At 74.3% G+C, this 19,048-nt stretch carries 19 protein-coding genes; 10 read left to right on the top strand and 9 right to left on the bottom strand.

All coding sequences use genetic code 11. The features are described 5' to 3' along the window. Positions 1 to 72: 72 nt before the first annotated feature. Positions 73 to 1,110: an ABC transporter substrate-binding protein gene (locus CP968_RS23230; RefSeq protein ID WP_150519834.1), complete on the bottom strand. Its 1,038-nt coding sequence runs from the start codon at positions 1,108 to 1,110 to the stop codon at positions 73 to 75. Between the two features lie 244 nt (positions 1,111 to 1,354). Here CP968_RS23230 and CP968_RS23225 point away from each other — a divergent pair, with 244 nt between their 5' ends. Continuing rightward, positions 1,355 to 2,437 carry a hypothetical protein gene (locus CP968_RS23225; protein WP_167536839.1) on the top strand — a complete coding sequence of 361 codons (1,083 nt, stop codon included), beginning with the start codon at positions 1,355 to 1,357 and terminating at the stop codon, positions 2,435 to 2,437. 26 nt (positions 2,438 to 2,463) lie between these two features. Here the strand turns inward: CP968_RS23225 and CP968_RS23220 are convergent, their stop codons facing one another. From CP968_RS23220 to CP968_RS23210, 3 genes are read right to left on the bottom strand one after another with little or no spacing between them, the layout of a single operon-like run. Beyond that, on the bottom strand, positions 2,464 to 3,405 hold the full coding sequence (locus tag CP968_RS23220) for a 3-oxoacyl-ACP reductase (RefSeq protein ID WP_150519832.1): 942 nt from the start codon (positions 3,403 to 3,405) through the stop codon (positions 2,464 to 2,466). A gap of 44 nt (positions 3,406 to 3,449) precedes the next feature. Beyond that, entirely contained in the window at positions 3,450 to 4,526 is a 1,077-nt protein-coding gene (locus CP968_RS23215) for a Zn-dependent alcohol dehydrogenase (protein ID WP_150519831.1), read from the bottom strand. Between the two features lie 27 nt (positions 4,527 to 4,553). Beyond that, on the bottom strand, positions 4,554 to 5,408 hold the full coding sequence (locus tag CP968_RS23210) for a MaoC/PaaZ C-terminal domain-containing protein (protein WP_150519830.1): 855 nt from the start codon (positions 5,406 to 5,408) through the stop codon (positions 4,554 to 4,556). A gap of 273 nt (positions 5,409 to 5,681) precedes the next feature. Here CP968_RS23210 and CP968_RS23205 point away from each other — a divergent pair, with 273 nt between their 5' ends. Next, complete coding sequence (locus CP968_RS23205) at positions 5,682 to 6,041, top strand: response regulator (protein ID WP_229886921.1); 360 nt, start codon at positions 5,682 to 5,684, stop codon at positions 6,039 to 6,041. Between the two features lie 13 nt (positions 6,042 to 6,054). Here the strand turns inward: CP968_RS23205 and CP968_RS23200 are convergent, their stop codons facing one another. Further along, positions 6,055 to 7,242, bottom strand: a complete 1,188-nt coding sequence (locus CP968_RS23200) for a thiolase C-terminal domain-containing protein (protein WP_150519828.1) — start codon at positions 7,240 to 7,242, stop codon at positions 6,055 to 6,057. 45 nt (positions 7,243 to 7,287) lie between these two features. After that, positions 7,288 to 9,420, bottom strand: coding sequence for an acyl-CoA dehydrogenase family protein (locus tag CP968_RS23195; protein ID WP_150519827.1), 2,133 nt, complete (start codon positions 9,418 to 9,420; stop codon positions 7,288 to 7,290). 149 nt (positions 9,421 to 9,569) lie between these two features. Here CP968_RS23195 and CP968_RS23190 point away from each other — a divergent pair, with 149 nt between their 5' ends. The 6 genes from CP968_RS23190 (at position 9,570) to CP968_RS23165 (ending at position 14,746) form a co-directional block, all read left to right on the top strand. After that, positions 9,570 to 10,004 (top strand): VOC family protein, encoded by a 435-nt coding sequence (locus CP968_RS23190; protein WP_150519826.1) that lies wholly within the window; start codon positions 9,570 to 9,572, stop codon positions 10,002 to 10,004. A gap of 226 nt (positions 10,005 to 10,230) precedes the next feature. Continuing rightward, entirely contained in the window at positions 10,231 to 10,626 is a 396-nt protein-coding gene (locus tag CP968_RS23185; protein ID WP_150519825.1) for a hypothetical protein, read from the top strand. A gap of 333 nt (positions 10,627 to 10,959) precedes the next feature. Beyond that, positions 10,960 to 11,601, top strand: a complete 642-nt coding sequence (locus CP968_RS23180) for a class I SAM-dependent methyltransferase (protein WP_150519824.1) — start codon at positions 10,960 to 10,962, stop codon at positions 11,599 to 11,601. A gap of 66 nt (positions 11,602 to 11,667) precedes the next feature. Continuing rightward, positions 11,668 to 12,651 carry an N-acetylmuramoyl-L-alanine amidase gene (locus CP968_RS23175; protein WP_150519823.1) on the top strand — a complete coding sequence of 328 codons (984 nt, stop codon included), beginning with the start codon at positions 11,668 to 11,670 and terminating at the stop codon, positions 12,649 to 12,651. A gap of 148 nt (positions 12,652 to 12,799) precedes the next feature. After that, positions 12,800 to 13,624: a DUF5336 domain-containing protein gene (locus tag CP968_RS23170; protein ID WP_150519822.1), complete on the top strand. Its 825-nt coding sequence runs from the start codon at positions 12,800 to 12,802 to the stop codon at positions 13,622 to 13,624. A 111-nt stretch (positions 13,625 to 13,735) separates the two neighbouring features. Beyond that, entirely contained in the window at positions 13,736 to 14,746 is a 1,011-nt protein-coding gene (locus CP968_RS23165) for an LLM class F420-dependent oxidoreductase (protein WP_150519821.1), read from the top strand. A gap of 83 nt (positions 14,747 to 14,829) precedes the next feature. Here CP968_RS23165 and CP968_RS23155 read toward each other — a convergent pair whose 3' ends face one another. Next, positions 14,830 to 15,861 (bottom strand): medium chain dehydrogenase/reductase family protein, encoded by a 1,032-nt coding sequence (locus CP968_RS23155; protein WP_150519820.1) that lies wholly within the window; start codon positions 15,859 to 15,861, stop codon positions 14,830 to 14,832. A 217-nt stretch (positions 15,862 to 16,078) separates the two neighbouring features. On the opposite strand from CP968_RS23155, the gene CP968_RS23150 reads away from it, so the two are divergent. Both CP968_RS23150 and CP968_RS23145 read left to right on the top strand, forming a co-directional pair. Next, positions 16,079 to 16,762, top strand: a complete 684-nt coding sequence (locus CP968_RS23150; RefSeq protein WP_150519819.1) for a TetR/AcrR family transcriptional regulator — start codon at positions 16,079 to 16,081, stop codon at positions 16,760 to 16,762. 33 nt (positions 16,763 to 16,795) lie between these two features. Continuing rightward, positions 16,796 to 17,887 (top strand): IS630 family transposase, encoded by a 1,092-nt coding sequence (locus CP968_RS23145; RefSeq protein ID WP_150517909.1) that lies wholly within the window; start codon positions 16,796 to 16,798, stop codon positions 17,885 to 17,887. A 161-nt stretch (positions 17,888 to 18,048) separates the two neighbouring features. Here the strand turns inward: CP968_RS23145 and CP968_RS23140 are convergent, their stop codons facing one another. Next, a complete protein-coding gene (locus CP968_RS23140) occupies positions 18,049 to 18,441 on the bottom strand; it encodes a hypothetical protein (RefSeq protein ID WP_150519818.1) in 393 nt (130 codons plus the stop codon). A gap of 74 nt (positions 18,442 to 18,515) precedes the next feature. Continuing rightward, positions 18,516 to 18,863, bottom strand: a complete 348-nt coding sequence (locus CP968_RS23135; protein ID WP_150519817.1) for an STAS domain-containing protein — start codon at positions 18,861 to 18,863, stop codon at positions 18,516 to 18,518. Between the last annotated feature and the right edge of the window lie 185 nt (positions 18,864 to 19,048).

Here is a 19,048-nt window from a genome sequence, read left to right as displayed (position 1 = left end):
ACCGTCCGCGGCGGGCGCCCCGGCCAGGACGGGTCCGGGCCCGGCCCGGGCCCGTCCGGGGGGCGGGTGCGGCTACTTGACGAGGAAGCCGCGCAGGTCGTCGAGGACCTTGTCGGCGGCGGTGACGCCCAGGCCCAGGTACCAGGTCTCGTCCGGGACGTCCTTGGCGCGGCCCTGCTTCACGGCCTCCAGGCCGCTCCACAGCGGGTTGGCCTCGGCGGAGTCGCGCTTGGTCTTGTCCTTGGCCCCGTAGACGCCGGTGAAGATCCAGTCGGCGGCGGCCTCGTCCATGCGCTCCGGGCTGACCTCGACGGCGAGGTCCTCCACCTGCTGGTTCTGCGGGCGCGGGATGCCGGTGTCCTTCAGGATGGTGCCGATGAAGGAGGCGCCGGCGTACAGGCGGGTCTTGCCCGGCATGTAGCGCAGCATCGTGACGGTGGGCTTCTGCGGGCCGAGGTCCGCGCCGAGCTGCGCGGCCTTGGCCTGGTAGGCCTCCAGCTTCGCCTTCGCCTCGGCGGTCTTGTCGAGGGCGGCGGCGTTGAGGAGGTAGTTCTCCTTCCACGGGAAGCCGGGGCGGAGGGAGAAGACGGTCGGGGCGATCTTCGAGAGGGCGTCGTACTTGTCGGCGGACCGCAGCTGGCTGCCGAGGATCAGGTCGGGCTTGAGCGCGTTGATCGCTTCGAGGTTGAGGTTGTTGATGGTGCCGACGGACTTGGGCTCGCCCGCGTCCTTCTTCAGGTACGAGGGGATGCCCTCGTCGCCCTCGGTCGGTGCGTAGCCCACGGGCTGGAGACCGAGGGAGACGACGTTGTCCAGCTCGCCGACGTCCAGGACGACGATCCGCTTGGGGGCGGCCTTGAGCTCGGTGGCGCCCATGGCGTGGTTGACGGTGCGCGGGAAGGTGCCGGGGGCGGCGGTGGTGCCGAAGGCCGCGGTCCTGGCGGCCGCGTCCGAGAACTCCTTGCCGCCCTGGGCGACGGCCTTCTTCTCGCCGCCTCCCGTGCCGGGCTCCTTGGCGGCCTTGTCGTCCTGGCCTCCGCAGGCGGTCAGCGCGAGCGCGGCGGCTGTGGCGAGGGCGACGGCGGCGGCCGAGCGGCGTCGGAGGGGCATGGGGTGACTCCCGGGGTGTGGGCGGTGCGGGTGCGGTCGGGGCCGGCACGGGGCCGGACACGAAGACTGGGTTAGGCATGCCTAACCGGCTTCCCACCCTAAACGCCCCGATATCGCACAGCACAACCGCCCCCTCGGTCACCGCCGAACCTCCGCCCGGCCACCCGTATGTGTGAAGCGGGCCGGGTGCTGCGGGTCGGCGCGGAGCGCGAAAACTAGCTTCCACACCGGAGGTGACGCACGGATGACTGTCTGTGCCATCGAAATGACGACCACCGACCCGTTCACGATCGCCGCGGACGGGTCGTACGCCGCCCGCCTCGCCGGGGTCGGGGACGCCCGGTACGTGGAGCGCTGGACCCTGGGCGGCCCCGAGCCCTACGCCGTCCCGCTGCCGCTCGCGCAGCCCGAGGAGCCCGACAGCGAGGTGCTGCCGCTGGCCGACGGCCGGGTGCTGATCCGCCGCCGGGTGGCCGACCGGCACGCCTTCGCCCTGCTGTACCCGAGCGGCGCGGCGGCCGGGCCGCGCACCGGCGAGCTCCAGCTGGGCGGGGTCGCCGCCGAGGACGGCGTGCGGGTCCGGCTGCTGCCGCCGGGGCCCGACGGGCACGGCGGCTTCGCCCTGGCCGTGACCGGCGCCGGCAGCACGGTCTGGCAGGTGGCCGGGAGCGCCACCGGCCCCCGGGCGGTGGCCCGGATCGCGGGCCGGTGCTCGGGCGGCGTGTGGCTGGACCGGGCCGGGCGGCTGCTCGCGCTGGACCGGGAGCTGGACGGCGCGACCAAGGCCGTGGTCGTGGACCTGGGGCGGGGCGGCGAGGTGTCCCCGCTGCTCCAGATCACGGAGGACAGCGAGGACCGGCTGCTGCTGGCGGACCCGGACAGCGGGCTGCTGCTGATCCGCTCCGACGCGGCGGGCGAACCGCGGCTGGGCTGGGGGGTGCTGGGCAGTTCGCTGCCGGTGCGCTTCCCGGAGTGCCTGCGGGCGGACGGGGCCACGGCCGTGCCGTTCGCCGTGCAGCCGGGGCAGGCGCTGATGCCCGAGACCTGCGGGGTGGCGATGCGGCTGGCGGACGGCGGGCTGGCCCTGTGGCGCCCGGCCGACCGGCACGTCTTCCGGATCGGGCCGCCGGCGGGCTGGCTCGGGGGGACGGGGCTGTGGACCGCGGAGGGCCGGCTGCACCTGCCGTACTCCACCCCCGAGGTGCCCTGCGGCGTCGTCGGGACGAGCCTGCCGGCCGCGCCGCCGCGGCCGGTCCGGCTGGAGCCGCCGGAGGAGGAGGCGCGGGCGCCGCGCCCGGTGCCGTTGCAGCAGGCTCCGCTGCGGTGACCCGGGCGCGGACGGGGCCGCGGGCGTCAACCGTGCTTGAGTCCGAGCACCTCGGTCGCGGCGAAGGTCTCGTTCGCCGGGCGGGCGTCGTAGTGCGGGGTGAGGACCTCGTCGAGCTCCTCGTAGGAGAAGGCCTCCTTGGTGGTGTCGAACTGGGCGGCCACCTTGGGGCGTTCCATGACGACGACGATGCCGCCGTGCACGACGAAGAGCTGGCCGTTGGCCTTGGCCGAGGCGGGCGAGGCCAGGTAGCCGACGAGCGGGGCGACGTGCTCGGGGGCGAGCGGGTCGAGCCTGCCCTCCTCGGGGACCTGGAAGCCGGCGAAGACGTCCTCGGTCATCCGGGTGCGGGCGCGCGGGCAGATGGCGTTGGCCGTCACCCCGTACTTGGCCAGGGCCAGGGCGGTCGAGGTGGTCAGGCCCACGATGCCGCCCTTGGCCGCCGCGTAGTTGGGCTGGCCGGCCGAGCCGCCGAGGAAGGCCTCGGAGGAGGTGTTCACGATCCGTCCGTACACCGGGCCGCCGGCCGCCTTGGAGCGCTCCCGCCAGTGCGCGGCCGCGAAGTGGGTGGTGTTGAAGTGGCCCTTGAGGTGGACCCGGATCACCGAGTCCCATTCCTCCTCCGTCATCGAGAAGACCATCCGGTCGCGCAGGATGCCCGCGTTGTTGACGAGCACGTCGAGCGTGCCGAAGCTGCGGACCGCCAGATCGACCAGCTCGCGCGCCTGTTCGAAGTCGGCCACGTCGCCCAGGTGCGCCACCGCCCGGCCGCCCGCCGCGCGGATCTCCGCGGCGACCTCCTCGGCAGGGGCGGCGGAGGCCTCGCCGGAGCCGTCCCGGCCGGGCTGGCCGAAGTCGTTGACGACCACGCCCGCGCCGAGCCGGGCGAGTTCGAGCGCCTCGGCCCGGCCGAGGCCGCGGCCGGCGCCGGTGACGATGGCGCCGAGCCCCTCAAGTGGCAGTGACATCTACCGGATTCCTCTCAGAGCGGTGGGGCCGGGTCGGCCGGGTCTCAGATCTCGATGCAGGTGCGCAGGGCCGTGCCCGTCCGCATCTGGTCGAGGGCGTCGTTGATCTCGGCGAGCTGCACCCGGTGGGTGATCAGTCCGGCCAGGTCGACCCGGCCGGCCCGCCACAGGGCGATGGTGCGCTCGTAGGAGCGGAGCACGTCGCCGCCGCCGTACATCGACGGCAGGATCCTCTTCTCGTCGAAGAACAGCGAGAACATGTCGATCTGGAAGGTGTCGTCCATGGCGCCCGCGCCGACCACGCACACGGTGCCGCCGCGCCGGGTCGTCTTGTAGGCGGTCTGGGCGGTGGCGGACTTGCCGACCACCTCGAAGACGTAGTCGAAGCCCTCGCCGCCGGTGATGCGGTTCTTCGCGTCCTCGAAGGCGTCGGGCGCGACCGCCTCGGAGGCGCCGAAGCGCAGGGCGGCCTCGCGCCGCGACTCCACCGGGTCCACGGCGATGATCTGCGCGGCGCCCTGGACCTTGGCGCCCTGGATGACGGAGATGCCGACGCCGCCGCAGCCGATGACGGCGACGGAGGAGCCCGCCTCGACCCGGGCGGTGTTGATGGCCGCGCCGAGGCCGGTGGTGACGCCGCAGCCGATGAGGGCGGCGATGTCGAAGGGCACGTCGTCGGGGATCGGGACGGCGCAGGCGGCGTCGACGACGAGTTCCTCGGCGAAGGTGCCGGTGGCGGCGAAGCCGAAGATGTCGCCGCCCGCGCGCCGGAAGTTGGGGGTGCCCGCGTTGACCAGGCTCGCCAGGCACAGGTGTCCCTGGCCGCGCTTGCAGGACGGACAGTGGCCGCAGGGCGGCAGCCAGCAGACCAGGACCCGGTCGCCGATCCGGTGGCCGGTGACCCCGTCGCCCACGTCGGCGATCACCCCGGAGCCCTCGTGGCCGGGGATGAAGGGGGCCGGCTGCGGCAGCACCCCGCTCATCGCGGAGAGGTCGGAGTGGCACAGGCCGGTGGCCTTGACGCGGATCTTCACCTTGCCGGGGCCGGGGCCCACGGCTTCCATGTCGTCGACGACTTCGAGCTTGTCCTGGCCGATCTCGCTCTGCAGTGCTGCGCGCACGGTGCGGCTCCTTCTGTCGGTCTGGCGTTACGCGTGTTCGACGACGGTGTCGGCGAGGACGGGCGCGTCGTCCCGTTCCACGGCGGTCACCGACACCAGCACCCGGCCGGGCTCCTGCCACATGCGGATCCGGAGCGTCTCGCCCGGGAAGACGATCCCGGCGAAGCGGGTGCGGTAGGCGCGGACCCGGGAGACGTCCCCGCCGAGCGCGGTGTCGACGACGGCCTTGAGGGTCATCCCGTACGAGCACAGGCCGTGCAGGATCGGCCGGTCGAAGCCGGCCAGCTTGGCGAACTCCGGGTCGGCGTGCAGGGGGTTCCAGTCGCCGGACAGCCGGTACAGCAGGGCCTGCTCCTCGCGGATGGGCCGCTCCTCGGTCCGGTCGGGGGCCCGCTCGGGCCGTTCCTCGCGGACCGAGGGCCCGCGCTCGCCGCCGAAGCCGCCCTCGCCTCGGACGAAGATCTGCGCGTCGCTGGTCCACAGCGGGCCGTCGTCGTCGGCGACCTCCGAGCGCAGCACGATCACGGCCGCCTTGCCCTTGTCGTAGACGGCGGCGACCTTCGCGCGGCTGGTGGCGCGCCCGGTGACGGGGATGGGGCGGTGCAGTGCGACGGACTGGCCGCCGTGCAGGACGGCTGCGAGGTTCACGTCGATCCCGGGGGCGGCGAGGCCGCCCATCATGGCCATGCCGGCGCCGGCGACGGTCGCGAAGCTGGGCAGGACGTGGAGCTTGGACTCCAGGGTGTAGCGCAGCTCGTCGGGGTCGGTGGCGGGCCGTCCGGCGCCGAGGCCGAGGTGGTAGAGCTGGATGTCCTTGTGGTCCCAGGCGATGTCCCCCTGACGGGGTTCGGCGGCGAGGGCCTTGGCGGCGTCGATCGGCATGGGGCTGCTGCTCCCTGTCGTGGAGAACGGGGGCCGTGGAAGACCTCGGTGCGGCCGTCCGCACCGTCGGCCGCACCGAGGTCGTCTGCGGGGCCGGCCCGCGGAGCCGTGTTCTAGAACGCGTTCTAGGGCCGGTGAAGGAATGTATAACGCACCCCCCAGCAGTTGGGAAGGGCCCGGGCCGCGCTGCTGACGTTACGTCAGATGAACGGTCGCCCACGCGTGTTGCGGCCCGGCCGGCGGCCCCGGCCGTACCCTTCCCGGGTGGACGAAATGCCCGTTGACCACCGCCCCGCCCGGTCCCTGCGGGTCCTGTTGGACCCGCCGGACCCGGCCCTGGCCCTGCTGCTCGGCCTCCAGCCGGACATCGAGGTGGTGCGGGACCTCGCGGCCCGTCCGGTGGCGGCCCTGGTCGAGGAGGTCGCCTCGGTCGCGGCGGTCCTGGCGGACGAACCGGAGTGCCGGGTGCTGGTCCTGACCGGCTCGGCCCACCCGGGCCTGGCGGCCGCGGCCTTGGCGGCCGGCGCGGCGGGCCTGGTCCTGCGCGACGGCCCGATCGACGACCTGGCCGACGCGATCCGCCGGGCCTGGCAGGGCGAGACGGTCGTGGACCCGGCCCTGGGCGCTCCGTAGCCCGGCGGACGCGCTACCGCCGCAGCAGCGTCACCACCGCCGCGCCGCCCAGGCCGATGTTGTGGGCCAGGCCCACCCCCGCGCCCGGGACCTGGCGGGGGCCCGCCTCACCGCGCAGCTGCCAGACCAGTTCGGCCGCCTGCGCCAGCCCGGTGGCGCCGAGCGGGTGGCCCTTGGAGATCAGGCCGCCGGACGGGTTGACCACCCAGCGGCCGCCGTAGGTCGTCGCCCCGCTCTCCACCAGCTTCCCCGAGGCCCCGTCCGCGCACATCCCCAGCGCCTCGTACGTCAGCAGTTCGTTGATCGAGAAGCAGTCGTGCAGCTCCACCACGTCCACGTCCTCGATGCCGAGCCCCGAGGCCTCGTACACCTGCCGCGCCGCCGCGGCCGTCATCGGCTTGCCGACCACGTCGATGCAGGAGCCCGAGGCGAACGACGCCCCGGTGTCGGTCGTCATCGCCTGCGCCGCGATCTCGACCGCCTTCCCGTGCAGCCCGTGCCGCACGACGAACCGCTCCGACACCACCAGCGCGGCCGCGGCCCCGTCCGAGGTGGGCGAGCACTGGAGCTTGGTCAGCGGCGCGTGGATCGGCTTGGCCGCCAGGATCTCCTCCACCGAGTAGACGTCCCGGAACTGCGCGTTCGGGTTGTTCGCCGAGTGCCGGTGGTTCTTCTCGCCGACCGCCGCGAGCTGCGCCGGGGTGGTCCCGTGGCGCTCCATGTGCTCGCGCGCCGCGTTGCCGAAGATCTGCGCGGTCGGCGGGGACATCTCGAAGCCGTGCCCGGCCGCCATGATCCCGTAGTGGCGGGCCACCGGCGAGGTCGCGAAGTCTCCCCCGTCCGAGCCGCCGCCCAGCGCGCCGCGCTTCATCTTCTCGAAGCCGAGCGCGAGGACGCAGTCGTTGATGCCGCCCTCGACGAACTGGCGCGCCATCATCAGCGCCGTGGAGCCGGTGGCGCAGTTGTTGTTCACGTTGTAGACCGGGACCCCGCTCAGCCCCAGTTCGTACGCGGCCCGCTGCCCGGCGGTCGAGGCCTGGAAGCAGTAGCCGACCGGCACCTGCTCGACCAGCCCGTACTCCACCCCGGCGTCCGCGAGCGCCGCCGCGCCGGCCTCCTTCGCCATGTCCCAGTACTGCCAGTCCCTCGACTCCGGCTTCTCGAACCTCGTCATGCCGACGCCCACGATGTACGACTTCATGCCCCTGCCGTCCCTTCATTCCCGGTCGATCCCGGTCGGTCCGTGTCAGTCCCTGGGGAGGCCGAGGATGCGCTCGGCGACGACGTTCAGCTGGACCTGCGTGGTGCCCCCGGCGATGGTCAGGCAGCGCGACATGAGCATCCCGTGCACCGCCCGCTCCCCCGCCCCCTCCCGCACCGCGCCCGCCGGCCCGAGCAGTTCGAGCGCGAGCTCGGCGGTCCGCTGCTGGTGCGGGGTCTGGACGAGCTTGCGGACCGACGCGCCCGCGCCCGGCTCCAGGCCCGACACCTGCTGGAGGGTGGTGCGCATCCCGATGCAGGCCAGCGCGTGCGCCTCGGCGGCCAGCGCCCCGATCCGCGCCCGGTACGCGCCGTCGAGCGCGGCGGAGCCGGCGATGAGCGCCTCCAGGCCGGTGTCGAAGCTCATCTGGTCGGCCATGTGCACCCGCTCGTTGCCGAGCGTGTTGCGGGCCACCTTCCAGCCGTCGTCGGCCGCGCCGACCAGCGCGTCGGCCGGCAGCAGCGCGTCGTCGAACCACACCTCGTTGAAGAGGGCCTCCCCGGTGATCTCCTTCAGCGGTCTGACGTCGATGCCCGGGGTGTTCTTCATGTCGACGACGAAGTAGCCGAGCCCCTTGTGCTTGGGGGCGTCCGGATCGGTGCGGGCGAGGAGGATGCCGAAGTCCGCGCTGTGCGCGGAACTCGTCCACACCTTCTGTCCGTTCACCTTCCAGCCGCCGTCCCCGGTGCGCTCCGCCCTGGTCCGCAGCGAGGCCAGGTCGGAGCCGGCGCCCGGTTCGGAGAAGAGCTGGCACCAGGTGGTGTCCCCGCGCAGGGTCGGCAGCAGGTACGCCTCCTGCTGCGCGGGCGTGCCGTAGGCCAGCAGGGAGGGCACCACCCAGGTGGCGATGCCCAGGTCGGCGACCGTGACCCCGGCGGCCCGCAGCTCCTGCTGGACCACGAGCTGTTCCGCGGGTCCCGCGCCGAGCCCGTAGGGCTTCGGCAGGTACGGGGCCGCGTAGCCGGTCGGCGCCAGCACCCGCCGGGCGGCGACCGCGTCCAGGCCCCGGGCGTCCGCGATGGCGCCGCGGGCCTTCGCGCGGTGGGCCTCGGCCTCCGCCGGCAGCTCCAGGCGCAGTTCCCGCCGGGCGCCGCCCGCCGCGAGCCGTACGGCCCGCACCCGGTGTCCGTCACCGGGCCCGAGGAGCTGGCGGGCGACCAGGGCCCGTCTCAGGTAGAGGTGGGCGTCGTGCTCCCAGGTGAAGCCGATGCCGCCGAGGACCTGGATGCAGTCCTTGGCGCAGGAGTACGCGGCGTCCAGGGCGGTGCCGGCGGCGAGGGCGGCGACCAGCGAGCGGACCTCGGCCGGCTCGTCGGCGCTGTTCGCGGCGTCCCAGGCCAGGGCCCGGGCCTGCTCCAGGCGCACCAGCATGTCGGCGCACAGGTGCTTGACGCCCTGGAACCGGCCGATGGGCCGCCCGAACTGCTCGCGGACCTTGGCGTGCCCGGCGGCCGTGTGCACCGCCCAGGCGGCGGTGCCGCAGGCGTCGGCGGCGAAGAGCGTGCAGGCCAGGTCGCGGACCAGGGCCGCGTCCAGCTCCAGCAGCCGCCCCGCCGGGACCACCGTCCCGCGGGCCCGGACCTGCGCGGTGGGGCGGGTCGGGTCGGCGCTCTCGTGGGTGCGGATGTCCAGCGCGGCGGCGTCCACGGCGAACCAGCGGGTGCCGTGCGCGGCCTCCGCGGCCAGCAGCACCAGCTCGGCCTCGCCCGCGCCGAGCACCGGCGGGGCCTCGCCGTCGAGGAGGTGGCCGCCGCCCTCGACGGCCACGGCGGTGAGGGTGCCGGGCCCCAGGGCGACGGCCCCGACCCGGCCGTCGAGCGGCTGCGCCCCGGCCCGGTCCAGCAGGACGGAGGCCAGCACGCTGGGCAGGTAGGCCCCCGGCAGCGCCGCCCGGGCGGCCTCCTCGACGGCGACGGCGAGGTCGAGCAGGGTCCCGCCCTCCCGGTGCGGCTCCAGCAGCCCGGACTCGACGAGCGCGTCCCAGTGGCCGGGCCGCACTCCGGTCCGCGGCGGGGTGTCGAGCAGCTTGCGCACCTCCTCGGGCGGCACGGCCCGCGCGACCCAGCCGCGCACGGCCTCGGCCAACTCCCGCTGTTCCTGCGTGATTCCGATGCCCATGCGCGGCAGACTAGAACACGTTCCAATCTGACGGAAGGTCAGAAACGCATCGTCTTCCGCACACCCGGACCGGGCCCCGCGCACCGGCGATCCGACACCGCGCCTCCGGCCGCGGCCCGGCTGTCGGCGCCGCCCGGTACGGTCCCCCCATGGCAGCCAGAATCGACCTGACGCTCGATTGCGCGGACGCGCAGCTCCTCGCCGTCTTCTGGAAGACGGCCCTCGGCTACGTCGACGAGCCGCCGCCGACCCCCTTCGCCACGCGCGCCGAGTGGTTCGCGCAGTTCGACCTGCCGGAGGAGGACTCCGTGGACGACGGCGCGTGGCTCTGCGATCCGGACGGCGTCGGACCCCGCTTGTGCATCCTGAAGGTCCCCGAGCCCAAGACGGCGAAGAACCGGCTCCACCTCGACGTCCGCGTACCGGGGCACGGCACCCCCGCCGAGCGGTGGGCCCGGATCGAGACCGAGTCCGAGCGCCTGGTGCGGGCGGGCGGGACGGTCCTCGCCCGGTTCGACGGGCACCACGTGCTGATGGCGGACCCGGAGGGCAACGAGTTCTGCGTCGCCGCGGCCGCCGCCTGAGCGCGGGGCGCGGACCGGGACCGCGCTCCGGCCTCCCGGGCCCCGAGGGTCGCCCCGGCCCCGGGGGTCGCCCGGATCCCGAGGGCGGCCGTGGACCACCGCGCCCGGCCTGCGCACCCTGGCACCCGCGACCCGTTCTCCGTAGCCTGCCCTGGCGGTACGGGGACGCGCGGGCGCGGTCCGGCGGACGGCCGGGGTGCGCGGCGCCGACGGAGGGGGAAATGCCATGGGACCGGCTGCGGAGCCCCGGGACGGGGCACCGGTGGACGCCCCCCGCTGCCCGCGCTGCGCGCGGGAGCTGGCGGTGCTGGAGGTGTACTCCACCCGCAACCGGTGGGGCGGCGGGCCGCCCCGGCTCCGGCAGGAGCAGTGGTGGCAGTGTCCGGCGGGCGACTGGCTGGGCTACCGGCACGCGGACGGGGATCCGCTGCGGCCGGTGCGGCGGCTGGCGGGCGCCGAAGGGGACTGCTTCTTCTGCGGGGACGAGGAGTGCAACGTCGCCGGGGTTCCGTGGCAGCAGGAGGACGGCTCGTGGCACGACTGGCTCGTCTGCCTCTCCTGCGGCACCAGCAACCCCCGCCGCCTCCGGTTCCCCCCGCCGCCGGACGGCGCCCCGGGCTGAGCGGTGCCCCGGGGCGGGTGCGGGGCGGGCCTCAGCGGGCCACGGCCCGCACCGCGGCGCGGGCCGCGTCGGTGGCCCGCTTGGCTTCCCGGCGCCCGTCCGCGCGGTGCGCGCGGACGGCGACGGACTCACCGAGGGCCGGCGGGGGCTGCTGCTGGTCGAGGCGTCGACCGACCGGTGGGGCGTGCGGCCGACCGCGACCGGCAAGACGGTGTGGTTCGCGTGCGACGCGTGGGCCGGGGGCGGTGCGCGGCCGGGCCGCCCCGGGCATGGCGTGCTACCGGGCGGTAGGGCAGCATGAGCCGCCTACACGCCGCTCAGCAGGAGGAACACATGGCCAGCCCCAAGCCGGAGACCCTCGCCGCCTTCGAGGCCGCCAAGGGGTTCATGCCCGTACGGGAGGGCCTGGCCCTGTACGGGGCGGCCGCCGCGGCCGCGGCCCTCGGGCTGCCGCTGCTGGAGGTCGGGACGTACTGCGGGCGCTCCACGATCCTGCTCGCGGACGCCGCCCGCGGGGCCGGGGTGGCCGCGCTCACCGTCGACCACCACCGGGGCAGCGAGGAGCAGCAGCCCGGCTGGGAGTACCACGACCCGACGGTCGTGGACCCGGAGGTCGGGCTGATGGACACGCTGCCCACCTTCCGCCGCACCCTGCACCGGGCCGGGCTGGAGGAGCACGTGATCGCGCTCGTGGGCCGCTCGCCGCAGGTCGCGGCGGCCTGGGGCGGGCCCCTCGGGCTCGTCTTCGTCGACGGCGGCCACACCGACGAGCACGCGACCGGCGACTACGAGGGCTGGGTCCCGCACCTGGCCGTGGGCGGGACGCTCGCCATCCACGACGTGTTCCCGGACCCGGCCGACGGCGGGCAGGCCCCGTACCGGATCTACCTGCGCGCCCTGGCCTCCGGGGCGTTCGAGGAGGTGTCGGTGACGGACTCGCTGCGCGTCCTGCGCCGGACCGGAGCCGGCATATAAGCGCACCGCGCCCCCGGATGGCCCAGGGTCCGTACGGGGGCGGGAGGGCAGGTCTAGCATCGCCGCGTGCGCTACGACGACAGTCCCCCGCCCCCCGAGTCCGCCTCCGCGACCGACCCCGACCGTCCCTGGTACGCCCGCCGCTCCACGCTCGTCGTGGCGGCCGGCACGCTCGCGCCGGTCTGCCTCGCGGGCTGGCTCGCGACCCAGGTGCTGACCTCGCCCGGGCCCGGCGGGCCGGCCGCGCGCGGTTCGGCGGCGTCCGCGGCCTCCGCCTCGCTCGCCGCCCCGCCCTCCGGCTTCCGGGACGCGAAGCCGGGCGTCACCCCCTCCGGCTCCGCCTCCTCCTCGGCCGCGGCGCCCGCCGCGCCCAAGGGCCCGCTGTCGGGCCGGACCGTCGTCATCGACCCCGGGCACAACAGCGGCAACTTCAAGCACGGCTCCGAGATCGACCGGCAGGTGGACATCGGCACGGGCCGCAAGGAGTGCGACACCACCGGCACCACCACGAACTCCGGCTACATGGAGGCCGAGTTCACCCTCGACGTCTCGCGGCGGCTGCGGACGGCCCTGGAGGCGCAGGGCGCCAGGGTGGTCCTCACCCACCAGGCGGACCGCCCGTGGGGCCCGTGCATCGACGAACGCGCCCGCATCGGCAACGAGGCCGCCGCCGACGCCGTCGTGTCGGTCCACGCGGACGGGGTCTCGGCGGGCAACCGCGGCTTCCACGTCATCCTCCCCGCCCAGGTCAAGGGGGGCGCGGCCGACACGTCGAAGATCGTCGGTCCCTCGCGCGAGCTGGGCGAGCGGATCGCCGGGAACTTCGCGCGGACCACCGGATCGGCCCCCGCCAACTACCTCGGCAGCGGTACCGGGTTGGTGGTCCGCGACGACCTGGGCGGACTGAACCTGTCAACCCGCCCCAAGGTGTTCATCGAATGCGGCAACATGCGTGACGCCAAGGACGCGGCGCAGCTGACGAGTCCGGAGTGGCGGCAGAAGGCGGCCCAGGGCATCGCCCAGGGCATCGTGGGCTTCCTCGGCGGGTAGGCCACGGGCAGTCCCGCCGGGACTGCCCGCAACCCGAACCCCTCGGCCGTGGGCAACCTCCGTACCATGGTGCCGCCCGCCCCGCTCCAGGCACGCTCTGCGACCGCGGCACCACGAAACGACCGAGACCGAGAAGGACACCTGAGACGTGAACATCCGCTCCCTCACTCGAGGCGACGGCGTGGTGATCGGAGCAGCGGTGCTGCTGTTCATCGCCTCGTTCCTCGATTTCTACTCCACCACCGGTGGTGACCTGCCGAGCGCCTGGGACACCGACGCCTACCGGCTGGTCCTGCCCAGCGTGTTCCTGCTCGGCTTCATCGCGGCCGGCCTGCTCGTCGCCGGCCGCTTCCAGCCCGAGCACCGCAAGGTCCTCGGCATCCCGCTCGGCGCGTGGGGCACCGTGCTCGCCGTGTCGGCCGCCTGGTCCGCGCTGTGGGCGCTGATCACCTGCCCGAGCACGATCGACCTGGGCGCGGGCGCGATCATCGCCTTCCTCGCCACCCTGGCCCTGGCCGGCGTGGCCCTGTTCGGCACGAAGGTCCCGGCGCTCGCCGGCGCCCTGGTCCCGGCGCCGAAGCCGGCGGCCGTCCCGCCCTACGGGGGCCAGCCCCAGCCGGGCGCCGGGTACGGCTACCCGGGCGGCCAGCAGTCCTACGGCGGCGCCCCCCAGCCCGTCCCGCCCTACGGCGGCTCCCCGGACCCCGCCGCCCCCTCCGGCCCGGGCCCGCAGGACTCCGGGGCGCACGCGGCCCCGCAGCAGCCGGCCGCGGACTTCACCCCGTTCTGGTTCGCGGTCCCGGTGGCCCGCCCGCTCTACGGCGAGGACGGCTCCCCGGCGCCGATCGCCGAGCTGGCCCCCGGCACCTGGTACCTGGCCGTCGACCAGCGCGGCCCGGCCGCACTGATCGCCCAGACCCAGGACGGCCGCCGCGGCGTGCTGAACGACACCTCGGGCATCCAGCGCGGCTGACGTCCCGGCCCCGCGGCGCGAACGGCCCCCCGCCCTTCCGGGCGGGGGGCCGTTGCCCTACAGTCACCTGACGCACCGCCAGAAAGCGGCTTCGCGGAGGGGGACCGTTACATGCGCCTCGGACTCGCACTCGGCTACTGGGGCCGCGGCCCGAACCCGGACCACCTCGACCTCGCCGTCCTGGCCGAGCGCCTCGGCTACGACTCGGTGTGGACCGCCGAGGCCTGGGGCTCGGACGCCTTCACCCCGCTGACCTGGATCGCCGCGCACACCTCGCGCATCCGCCTCGGCACCGCCCTCGCACAGATGGCCGCCCGCAGCCCGACCGCCACCGCCATGCACGCGCTGACCCTGGACCACCTCTCGGGCGGGCGGATGATGCTGGGCCTGGGCCTGTCCGGTCCGCAGGTGGTCGAGGGCTGGTACGGCCGCCCCTTCCCCGCGAGCCCGCTCACCGCGACCCGCGAGTACGTCGACGTCATCCGCCAGGTCCTGCGCCGCGAGGGACCGGTCGCGCTGGACGGCCGCTTCCACCAGCACCCGTACCGCGGCCGGGACGGCACCGGCATCGGCAAGCCCCTCAAGCCCATCACCCACCCGCTCCGCGCGGACCTGCCGGTGCTGCTGGGCGCGGAGGGCCCCCGGAACATCGCGCAGACCACCCGGATCGCGGACGGCTGGCTCCCGCTGTACTGGTCGCCGACCCGCCCGGACGTCTACCGGGCCTCCCTCGCCGACCTCCCCGAGGGCTTCACGATCGCGCCGATGGCCCGGGCGAAGGTGTGCGACGACGTCGCGGAGGGGCTGCTGCCGGTCAAGGCCATGCTGGGCTTCTACATCGGCGGCATGGGCCACGCGGCCCGCAACTTCCACGCCGACCTGATGGCCCGCATGGGCTACGAGGACGAGGCCCGCCGCATCCAGGAGCTGTTCCTCGCGGGCCGCAGACAGGAAGCGGTCCTGGCCGTCCCGGACGCCTTCGCCGACGAGATCTCCCTGGTGGGCCCGCGCGAGCGGATCGCCGAACGGCTGGAGCTCTGGCGCAAGGGCCCCGTCACCGACCTCCTGGTCACCGCCCCGGACCCGCACACTCTGCGCGTCCTGGCCGAGCTGAACGGCTAGCCCTTCCGGGCGGTCGGGAGTCGGGGGTCAGGGGTCAGGGGCCGGGGGTCAGGGGTCGGGGGCCGGGGCCCGGGGGCCGGGGGTCAGGGGACGAGGACGACCTTGCCGGCGACCGTGCCCGACTCGGCCAGCCGCATCGCCTCGGCGACGCGGGCGAGCGGGATCTCGGCGGCGACCTTGGCCGTGATCTCGCCGCGCTGGAGGGCGGTCAGCACCTGGGTGAGGTCGGCGCGCAGACGGGCCCGGAAGCGGTCCTTGGCGTACGCGCGGCCGGCCCAGACGTTGAAGAAGTGGGCGCTGCGGCCGTTGGGCAGCCAGTTCCACATCCACACCCGGCCCAGCAGCCGCAGCACGGGCACCGCCCCGTTGCCCACGTCGTCGCGGGTGGCGGCGCTGCCGTAGGAGACGAGGGTGCCGCCGGGGGCCAGCAGCCGCCAGGAGTCGACGATGCCGGGGCCGCCGACGTGGTCGAAGACCGCGTCCACCCCGCCGGGCGCCAGCTCCCGGACCCGCGCGGTAACGGTGCCGGAGCGGTAGTCGAGGGGGGTCACCCCGAGGGCGCGCAGGGCGTCGTGGTGGCGGGTCGAGGCGGTGCCGATCACCCGGACGCCGGCCGCCAGCGCGAGCTGGACGAGGATCGAACCGACCCCGCCGTTGGCTCCGTGCACCAGGACCGTCTGACCCGGGCGCACCCGGGCCTTGCGGTGGAGCATCTGCCAGGCGGTGATGCCGTTGACGACCGCGGTCTCCGCCTCCGGCGCACCGAGGCCCGCCGGGACGTCCACCACGTCGGCGGCGTCGAGCACGACGTGGCTGGCCCAGCCGCCGGTCTTCGTCAGCGCGGCCACCCGTCGGCCGAGCAGGCCGGGGTCGACGCCGTCGCCGACCGTCAGCACGGTGCCGACCAGGTCGTATCCGGGGACGAAGGGGAAGGGCGGCTGGTCGTAGTAGCGGCCGCGGCGCATCTGCTGCTCGGCGAAGGAGACGCCCGTCGCCTCCATGGCGACCACGACCTGTCCGGCCGCCGGGGCCGGGACCGGCCTGCGGTGCAGCTCCAGACCCTCCGGCTCGACCTTGCCCGGCAGGACGACCTCGACACGCTCGACGGTGTTCATCACGCGCCTCCCCTTCTCGTTTGCATCTCTCGCTTCCGTTAGAAGCTATAACAAGAATGAGTGCGGATATCGGGGGTGTCAAGGGCGTGACGATGGAACCGTGAGCAGCCGTGTCGTTGGTGATACGTTCTCACCGGCGCGAGGTCGCGGACCGGCGGCGCGGGACAGGCCGGCGACAGGACAGGGCAGTGGCAGGACAGGGCGAGAGGTGGCGGCAATGACCGAACGGACGACGACCCCCCGCGAGCGGTACCGCGAGCAGGTCCGCACCGAGGTCAAGGAGAAGGCCTGGCAGCAGATCGCCGGCTCGGGCACCTCCGCCCTCTCGCTCAACGCCATCGCCAAGCAGATGGGCCTGAGCGGCCCCGCGCTCTACCGGTACTTCGCCAACCGCGACGAACTGATCACCGAGCTCATCCGGGACGCCTACCGCAGCCTCGCCGACGCCTTCCACGCGGCCACCGACACCGCCCAGGACCCGGGCGCCGACACCGGTGCCGGTGCCGGCACCGGCCACCTCGTCGCGCTGGCCGGATCGCTGCGCCACTGGGCGCTCCAGGACCGGCACCGCTACTTCCTCGTGTACGGCACCCCGGTGCCGGGCTACCACGCGCCGCCGGAGATCACGGCGATCGCCGCCGAGATGATGACCGTCCTGCTCGACGCCTGCGCCGCGGCCGCCCCGGGCGGGCGGGGGCACTCCTTCGACGCGCACCTCGCGGACCACCGCGGATGGGCCGGCGACCACCCCGACGCCCCGCCGGCCGCCCTGCGCCTGGCCCTGGCGTTCTGGAGCCGCCTGCACGGCGCGCTGTCCCTGGAACTCGCGGGCCACTTCAACGGCATGGGCCTGGACCCGGCCGCGCTCTACGCGTCGGAGGTCGACTCCCTCACCGCCTAGTGACCTGAGTCTGAGGTTTGTCGTTGGTTCGGTATGAGTCGTCCGGGTCCGAAGATTCCGCCGTTGTCGGTCACTGATGCCCAGCGGGCTGTGTTGGAGGGTTGGTTGCGTCGTCGCTCGACGGCCCAGGCTTTGGCTCAGCGGTCGCGGATCGTGTTGGAGTGCGCGGGTGGGCACTCGGTCATGGAGGTGTCGCGGCGGCTGGGGATCGCTCCGGACACGGTCCGCACGTGGCGGCGGCGTTTCCTGGAGCACGGCCTGGACGGGCTGGGCGACGAGCCGCGTCCGGGTGTCCCGCGGAAGATCACCGACGCGGATGTCGAGCGGGTCATCGTCAAAACCCTGGAAGAGACGCCGAAGAACGCGACGCATTGGTCGACGAGGTCGATGGCCGCGGCAACCGGGATGTCCCAGTCGACGGTCTCGAGGATCTGGCGGGCGTTCGCGCTGGCCCCGCACCGGTCCCAAACGTTCAAACTGTCGACGGACCCGCTGTTCATCGACAAGGTCCGTGACGTGGTCGGTCTCTACCTCGACCCGCCGGAGAAGGCTTTGGTCCTCTGTGTGGACGAGAAGTCGCAGATCCAGGCCCTGGACCGGTCCCAGCCGGTCCTGCCCATGATGCCCGGCGTTCCCGAGCGCCGTAGTCACGACTACATCCGCGCCGGCACCACCACCCTCTTCGCGGCCCTGGAGGTCGCCACCGGCAAGGTCATCGGATCACTCCACCGCCGCCACCGGGCCGCCGAGTTCAAGAAGTTCCTGACCAAGGTCGACAAAGAGGTCCCGGCGGATCTTCAGGTCCATCTGATCCTCGACAACTACGCGACCCACAAGACGCCGGACATCAAGAAGTGGCTGCTGGCCCACCCGCGGTTCCACCTGCACTTCACACCCACCAGCGCGTCCTGGCTCAACCTGGTCGAGCGGTGGTTCGCCGAGCTCACACAAAAGAAGCTCAAGCGGGGAGTCCACCGCTCCGTCCAGGCCCTCGAACGCGACATCCGGGCCTGGCTGAGCGACTGGAACGACCAGCCCAGGCCCTTCGTCTGGACGAAGACAGCCGACGAAATCCTCGACAAAGTCGCCGCCTACTGCCACCGAATCTCTGACTCAGGTCACTAGGTCGTCTCTTTCAGATCTTGTCGGCCGAGCCCGCGGCGTCTGGTGCCGTGCCTGGGCGTGCTGCCGGGGCGCTCGCGTACTGGACGTACGTGGTCGCCTCGGCAGTGCGGCCAGGCACGGTGCCAGGCGTCGCGGGCCCGGCAAGATCCGAAAGAGACGGCCTAGGCCGCCTGCTCCTCCTGCGGGAGGGCCGCGAGCAGTTCGCGCAGGTCCAGCGGCATGACCGCGACCTCGATCGTGCCGCCGTCCGCGTAGGCGCAGGTCACGATGCGCGATCCGGGGTTGATGGCGATGCCCTCCCTCACCGACGGGACCCGTACGGCCGTGGACCGGCCGCCCGGCAGCGGCACCGGCTCGCCGCGGCTCGGGGTCCAGCGGGCCGCGCCCCCTTCGGCGTCGATCCGGCCCGGCCGCCAGCGGCCCGCGCCGGCGGGGTGGCGGGCCATGCAGGGGATGCCGGGCACCGGCGCGAGGGCCGTCCGGCTCCGGTGCTTGCGCCGCACCAGCCACCCGGCGCCGGCCGCGACGAGGGCGAACACCACGAATTCGATCACGCGCTCCATTGAAACAGGCCCGCCGCGCACCGGCCCACGGCGGACGGTGCGGACGGCCGGACGGCGCGGAGGCTTCAGGGGGCGGGCCGCGCGGTGATGAGGAAGAGCTTCTCGACCCCCGAGATCTCCAGGAGGTGCATGACCTGGGGGCGCGGTGCGTGCAGGCGCAGCCGGCGGCCGTGCCGGCGGGCCAGGTGGTGGGCCCGTACGAAGGAGTTGAGTCCGGCGGAGTCGCAGAAGGTGAGGTCGCTCAGGTCGGCGACGATCTCGACGGGACCGCCGGGACGGGTGATCGCGGTGCGCAGGACGTCGCACAGCAAGGGCGCCCGGTCGTAGTCCATCTCCCCGCCGACGCGCACCACATCAGGCTCCGCGCCCTCCACCGGCGCGAGCCGCTCACGGTCATCCTGGTCGTCTGCCATCCGACCAGCTTACGAGCCGAGCAGGGGTGCGGTGCGACCGTCCGGCACCGGCGGCCCCGTCCCGGTGGTGCGGGACCGGGGCGGCCGCCGATCTTTGGAGGTGAGCAGGTCCCCTGCTGCGTCACGGCGACCGTCCCGGCTGGTGCGCGGATACCCCCGGTACCGGCTTTCACCCGGTACCGGGG

The organism is Streptomyces subrutilus, assembly GCF_008704535.1.
GTDB classification, from domain to species: Bacteria; Actinomycetota; Actinomycetes; order Streptomycetales; family Streptomycetaceae; genus Streptomyces; species Streptomyces subrutilus.
The sequence above is the reverse complement of the archived record's forward strand: the minus strand, read 5'-3'. Positions and strand labels throughout refer to the sequence as shown.

Bases quoted from the DNA above. Each gene is read 5' to 3' on its own strand.
- CP968_RS23230 (WP_150519834.1), bottom strand. From the start codon at position 1,110: ATGCCCCTCCGACGCCGCTCGGCCGCCGCCGTCGCCCTCGCCACAGCC.
- CP968_RS23225 (WP_167536839.1), top strand. From the start codon at position 1,355: ATGACTGTCTGTGCCATCGAAATGACGACCACCGACCCGTTCACGATC.
- CP968_RS23220 (WP_150519832.1), bottom strand. From the start codon at position 3,405: ATGTCACTGCCACTTGAGGGGCTCGGCGCCATCGTCACCGGCGCCGGC.
- CP968_RS23210 (WP_150519830.1), bottom strand. From the start codon at position 5,408: ATGCCGATCGACGCCGCCAAGGCCCTCGCCGCCGAACCCCGTCAGGGG.
- CP968_RS23205 (WP_229886921.1), top strand. From the start codon at position 5,682: ATGCCCGTTGACCACCGCCCCGCCCGGTCCCTGCGGGTCCTGTTGGAC.
- CP968_RS23200 (WP_150519828.1), bottom strand. From the start codon at position 7,242: ATGAAGTCGTACATCGTGGGCGTCGGCATGACGAGGTTCGAGAAGCCG.
- CP968_RS23195 (WP_150519827.1), bottom strand. From the start codon at position 9,420: ATGGGCATCGGAATCACGCAGGAACAGCGGGAGTTGGCCGAGGCCGTG.
- CP968_RS23190 (WP_150519826.1), top strand. From the start codon at position 9,570: ATGGCAGCCAGAATCGACCTGACGCTCGATTGCGCGGACGCGCAGCTC.
- CP968_RS23185 (WP_150519825.1), top strand. From the start codon at position 10,231: ATGGGACCGGCTGCGGAGCCCCGGGACGGGGCACCGGTGGACGCCCCC.
- CP968_RS23180 (WP_150519824.1), top strand. From the start codon at position 10,960: ATGGCCAGCCCCAAGCCGGAGACCCTCGCCGCCTTCGAGGCCGCCAAG.
- CP968_RS23165 (WP_150519821.1), top strand. From the start codon at position 13,736: ATGCGCCTCGGACTCGCACTCGGCTACTGGGGCCGCGGCCCGAACCCG.
- CP968_RS23155 (WP_150519820.1), bottom strand. From the start codon at position 15,861: ATGAACACCGTCGAGCGTGTCGAGGTCGTCCTGCCGGGCAAGGTCGAG.
- CP968_RS23150 (WP_150519819.1), top strand. From the start codon at position 16,079: ATGACCGAACGGACGACGACCCCCCGCGAGCGGTACCGCGAGCAGGTC.
- CP968_RS23145 (WP_150517909.1), top strand. From the start codon at position 16,796: ATGAGTCGTCCGGGTCCGAAGATTCCGCCGTTGTCGGTCACTGATGCC.
- CP968_RS23135 (WP_150519817.1), bottom strand. From the start codon at position 18,863: ATGGCAGACGACCAGGATGACCGTGAGCGGCTCGCGCCGGTGGAGGGC.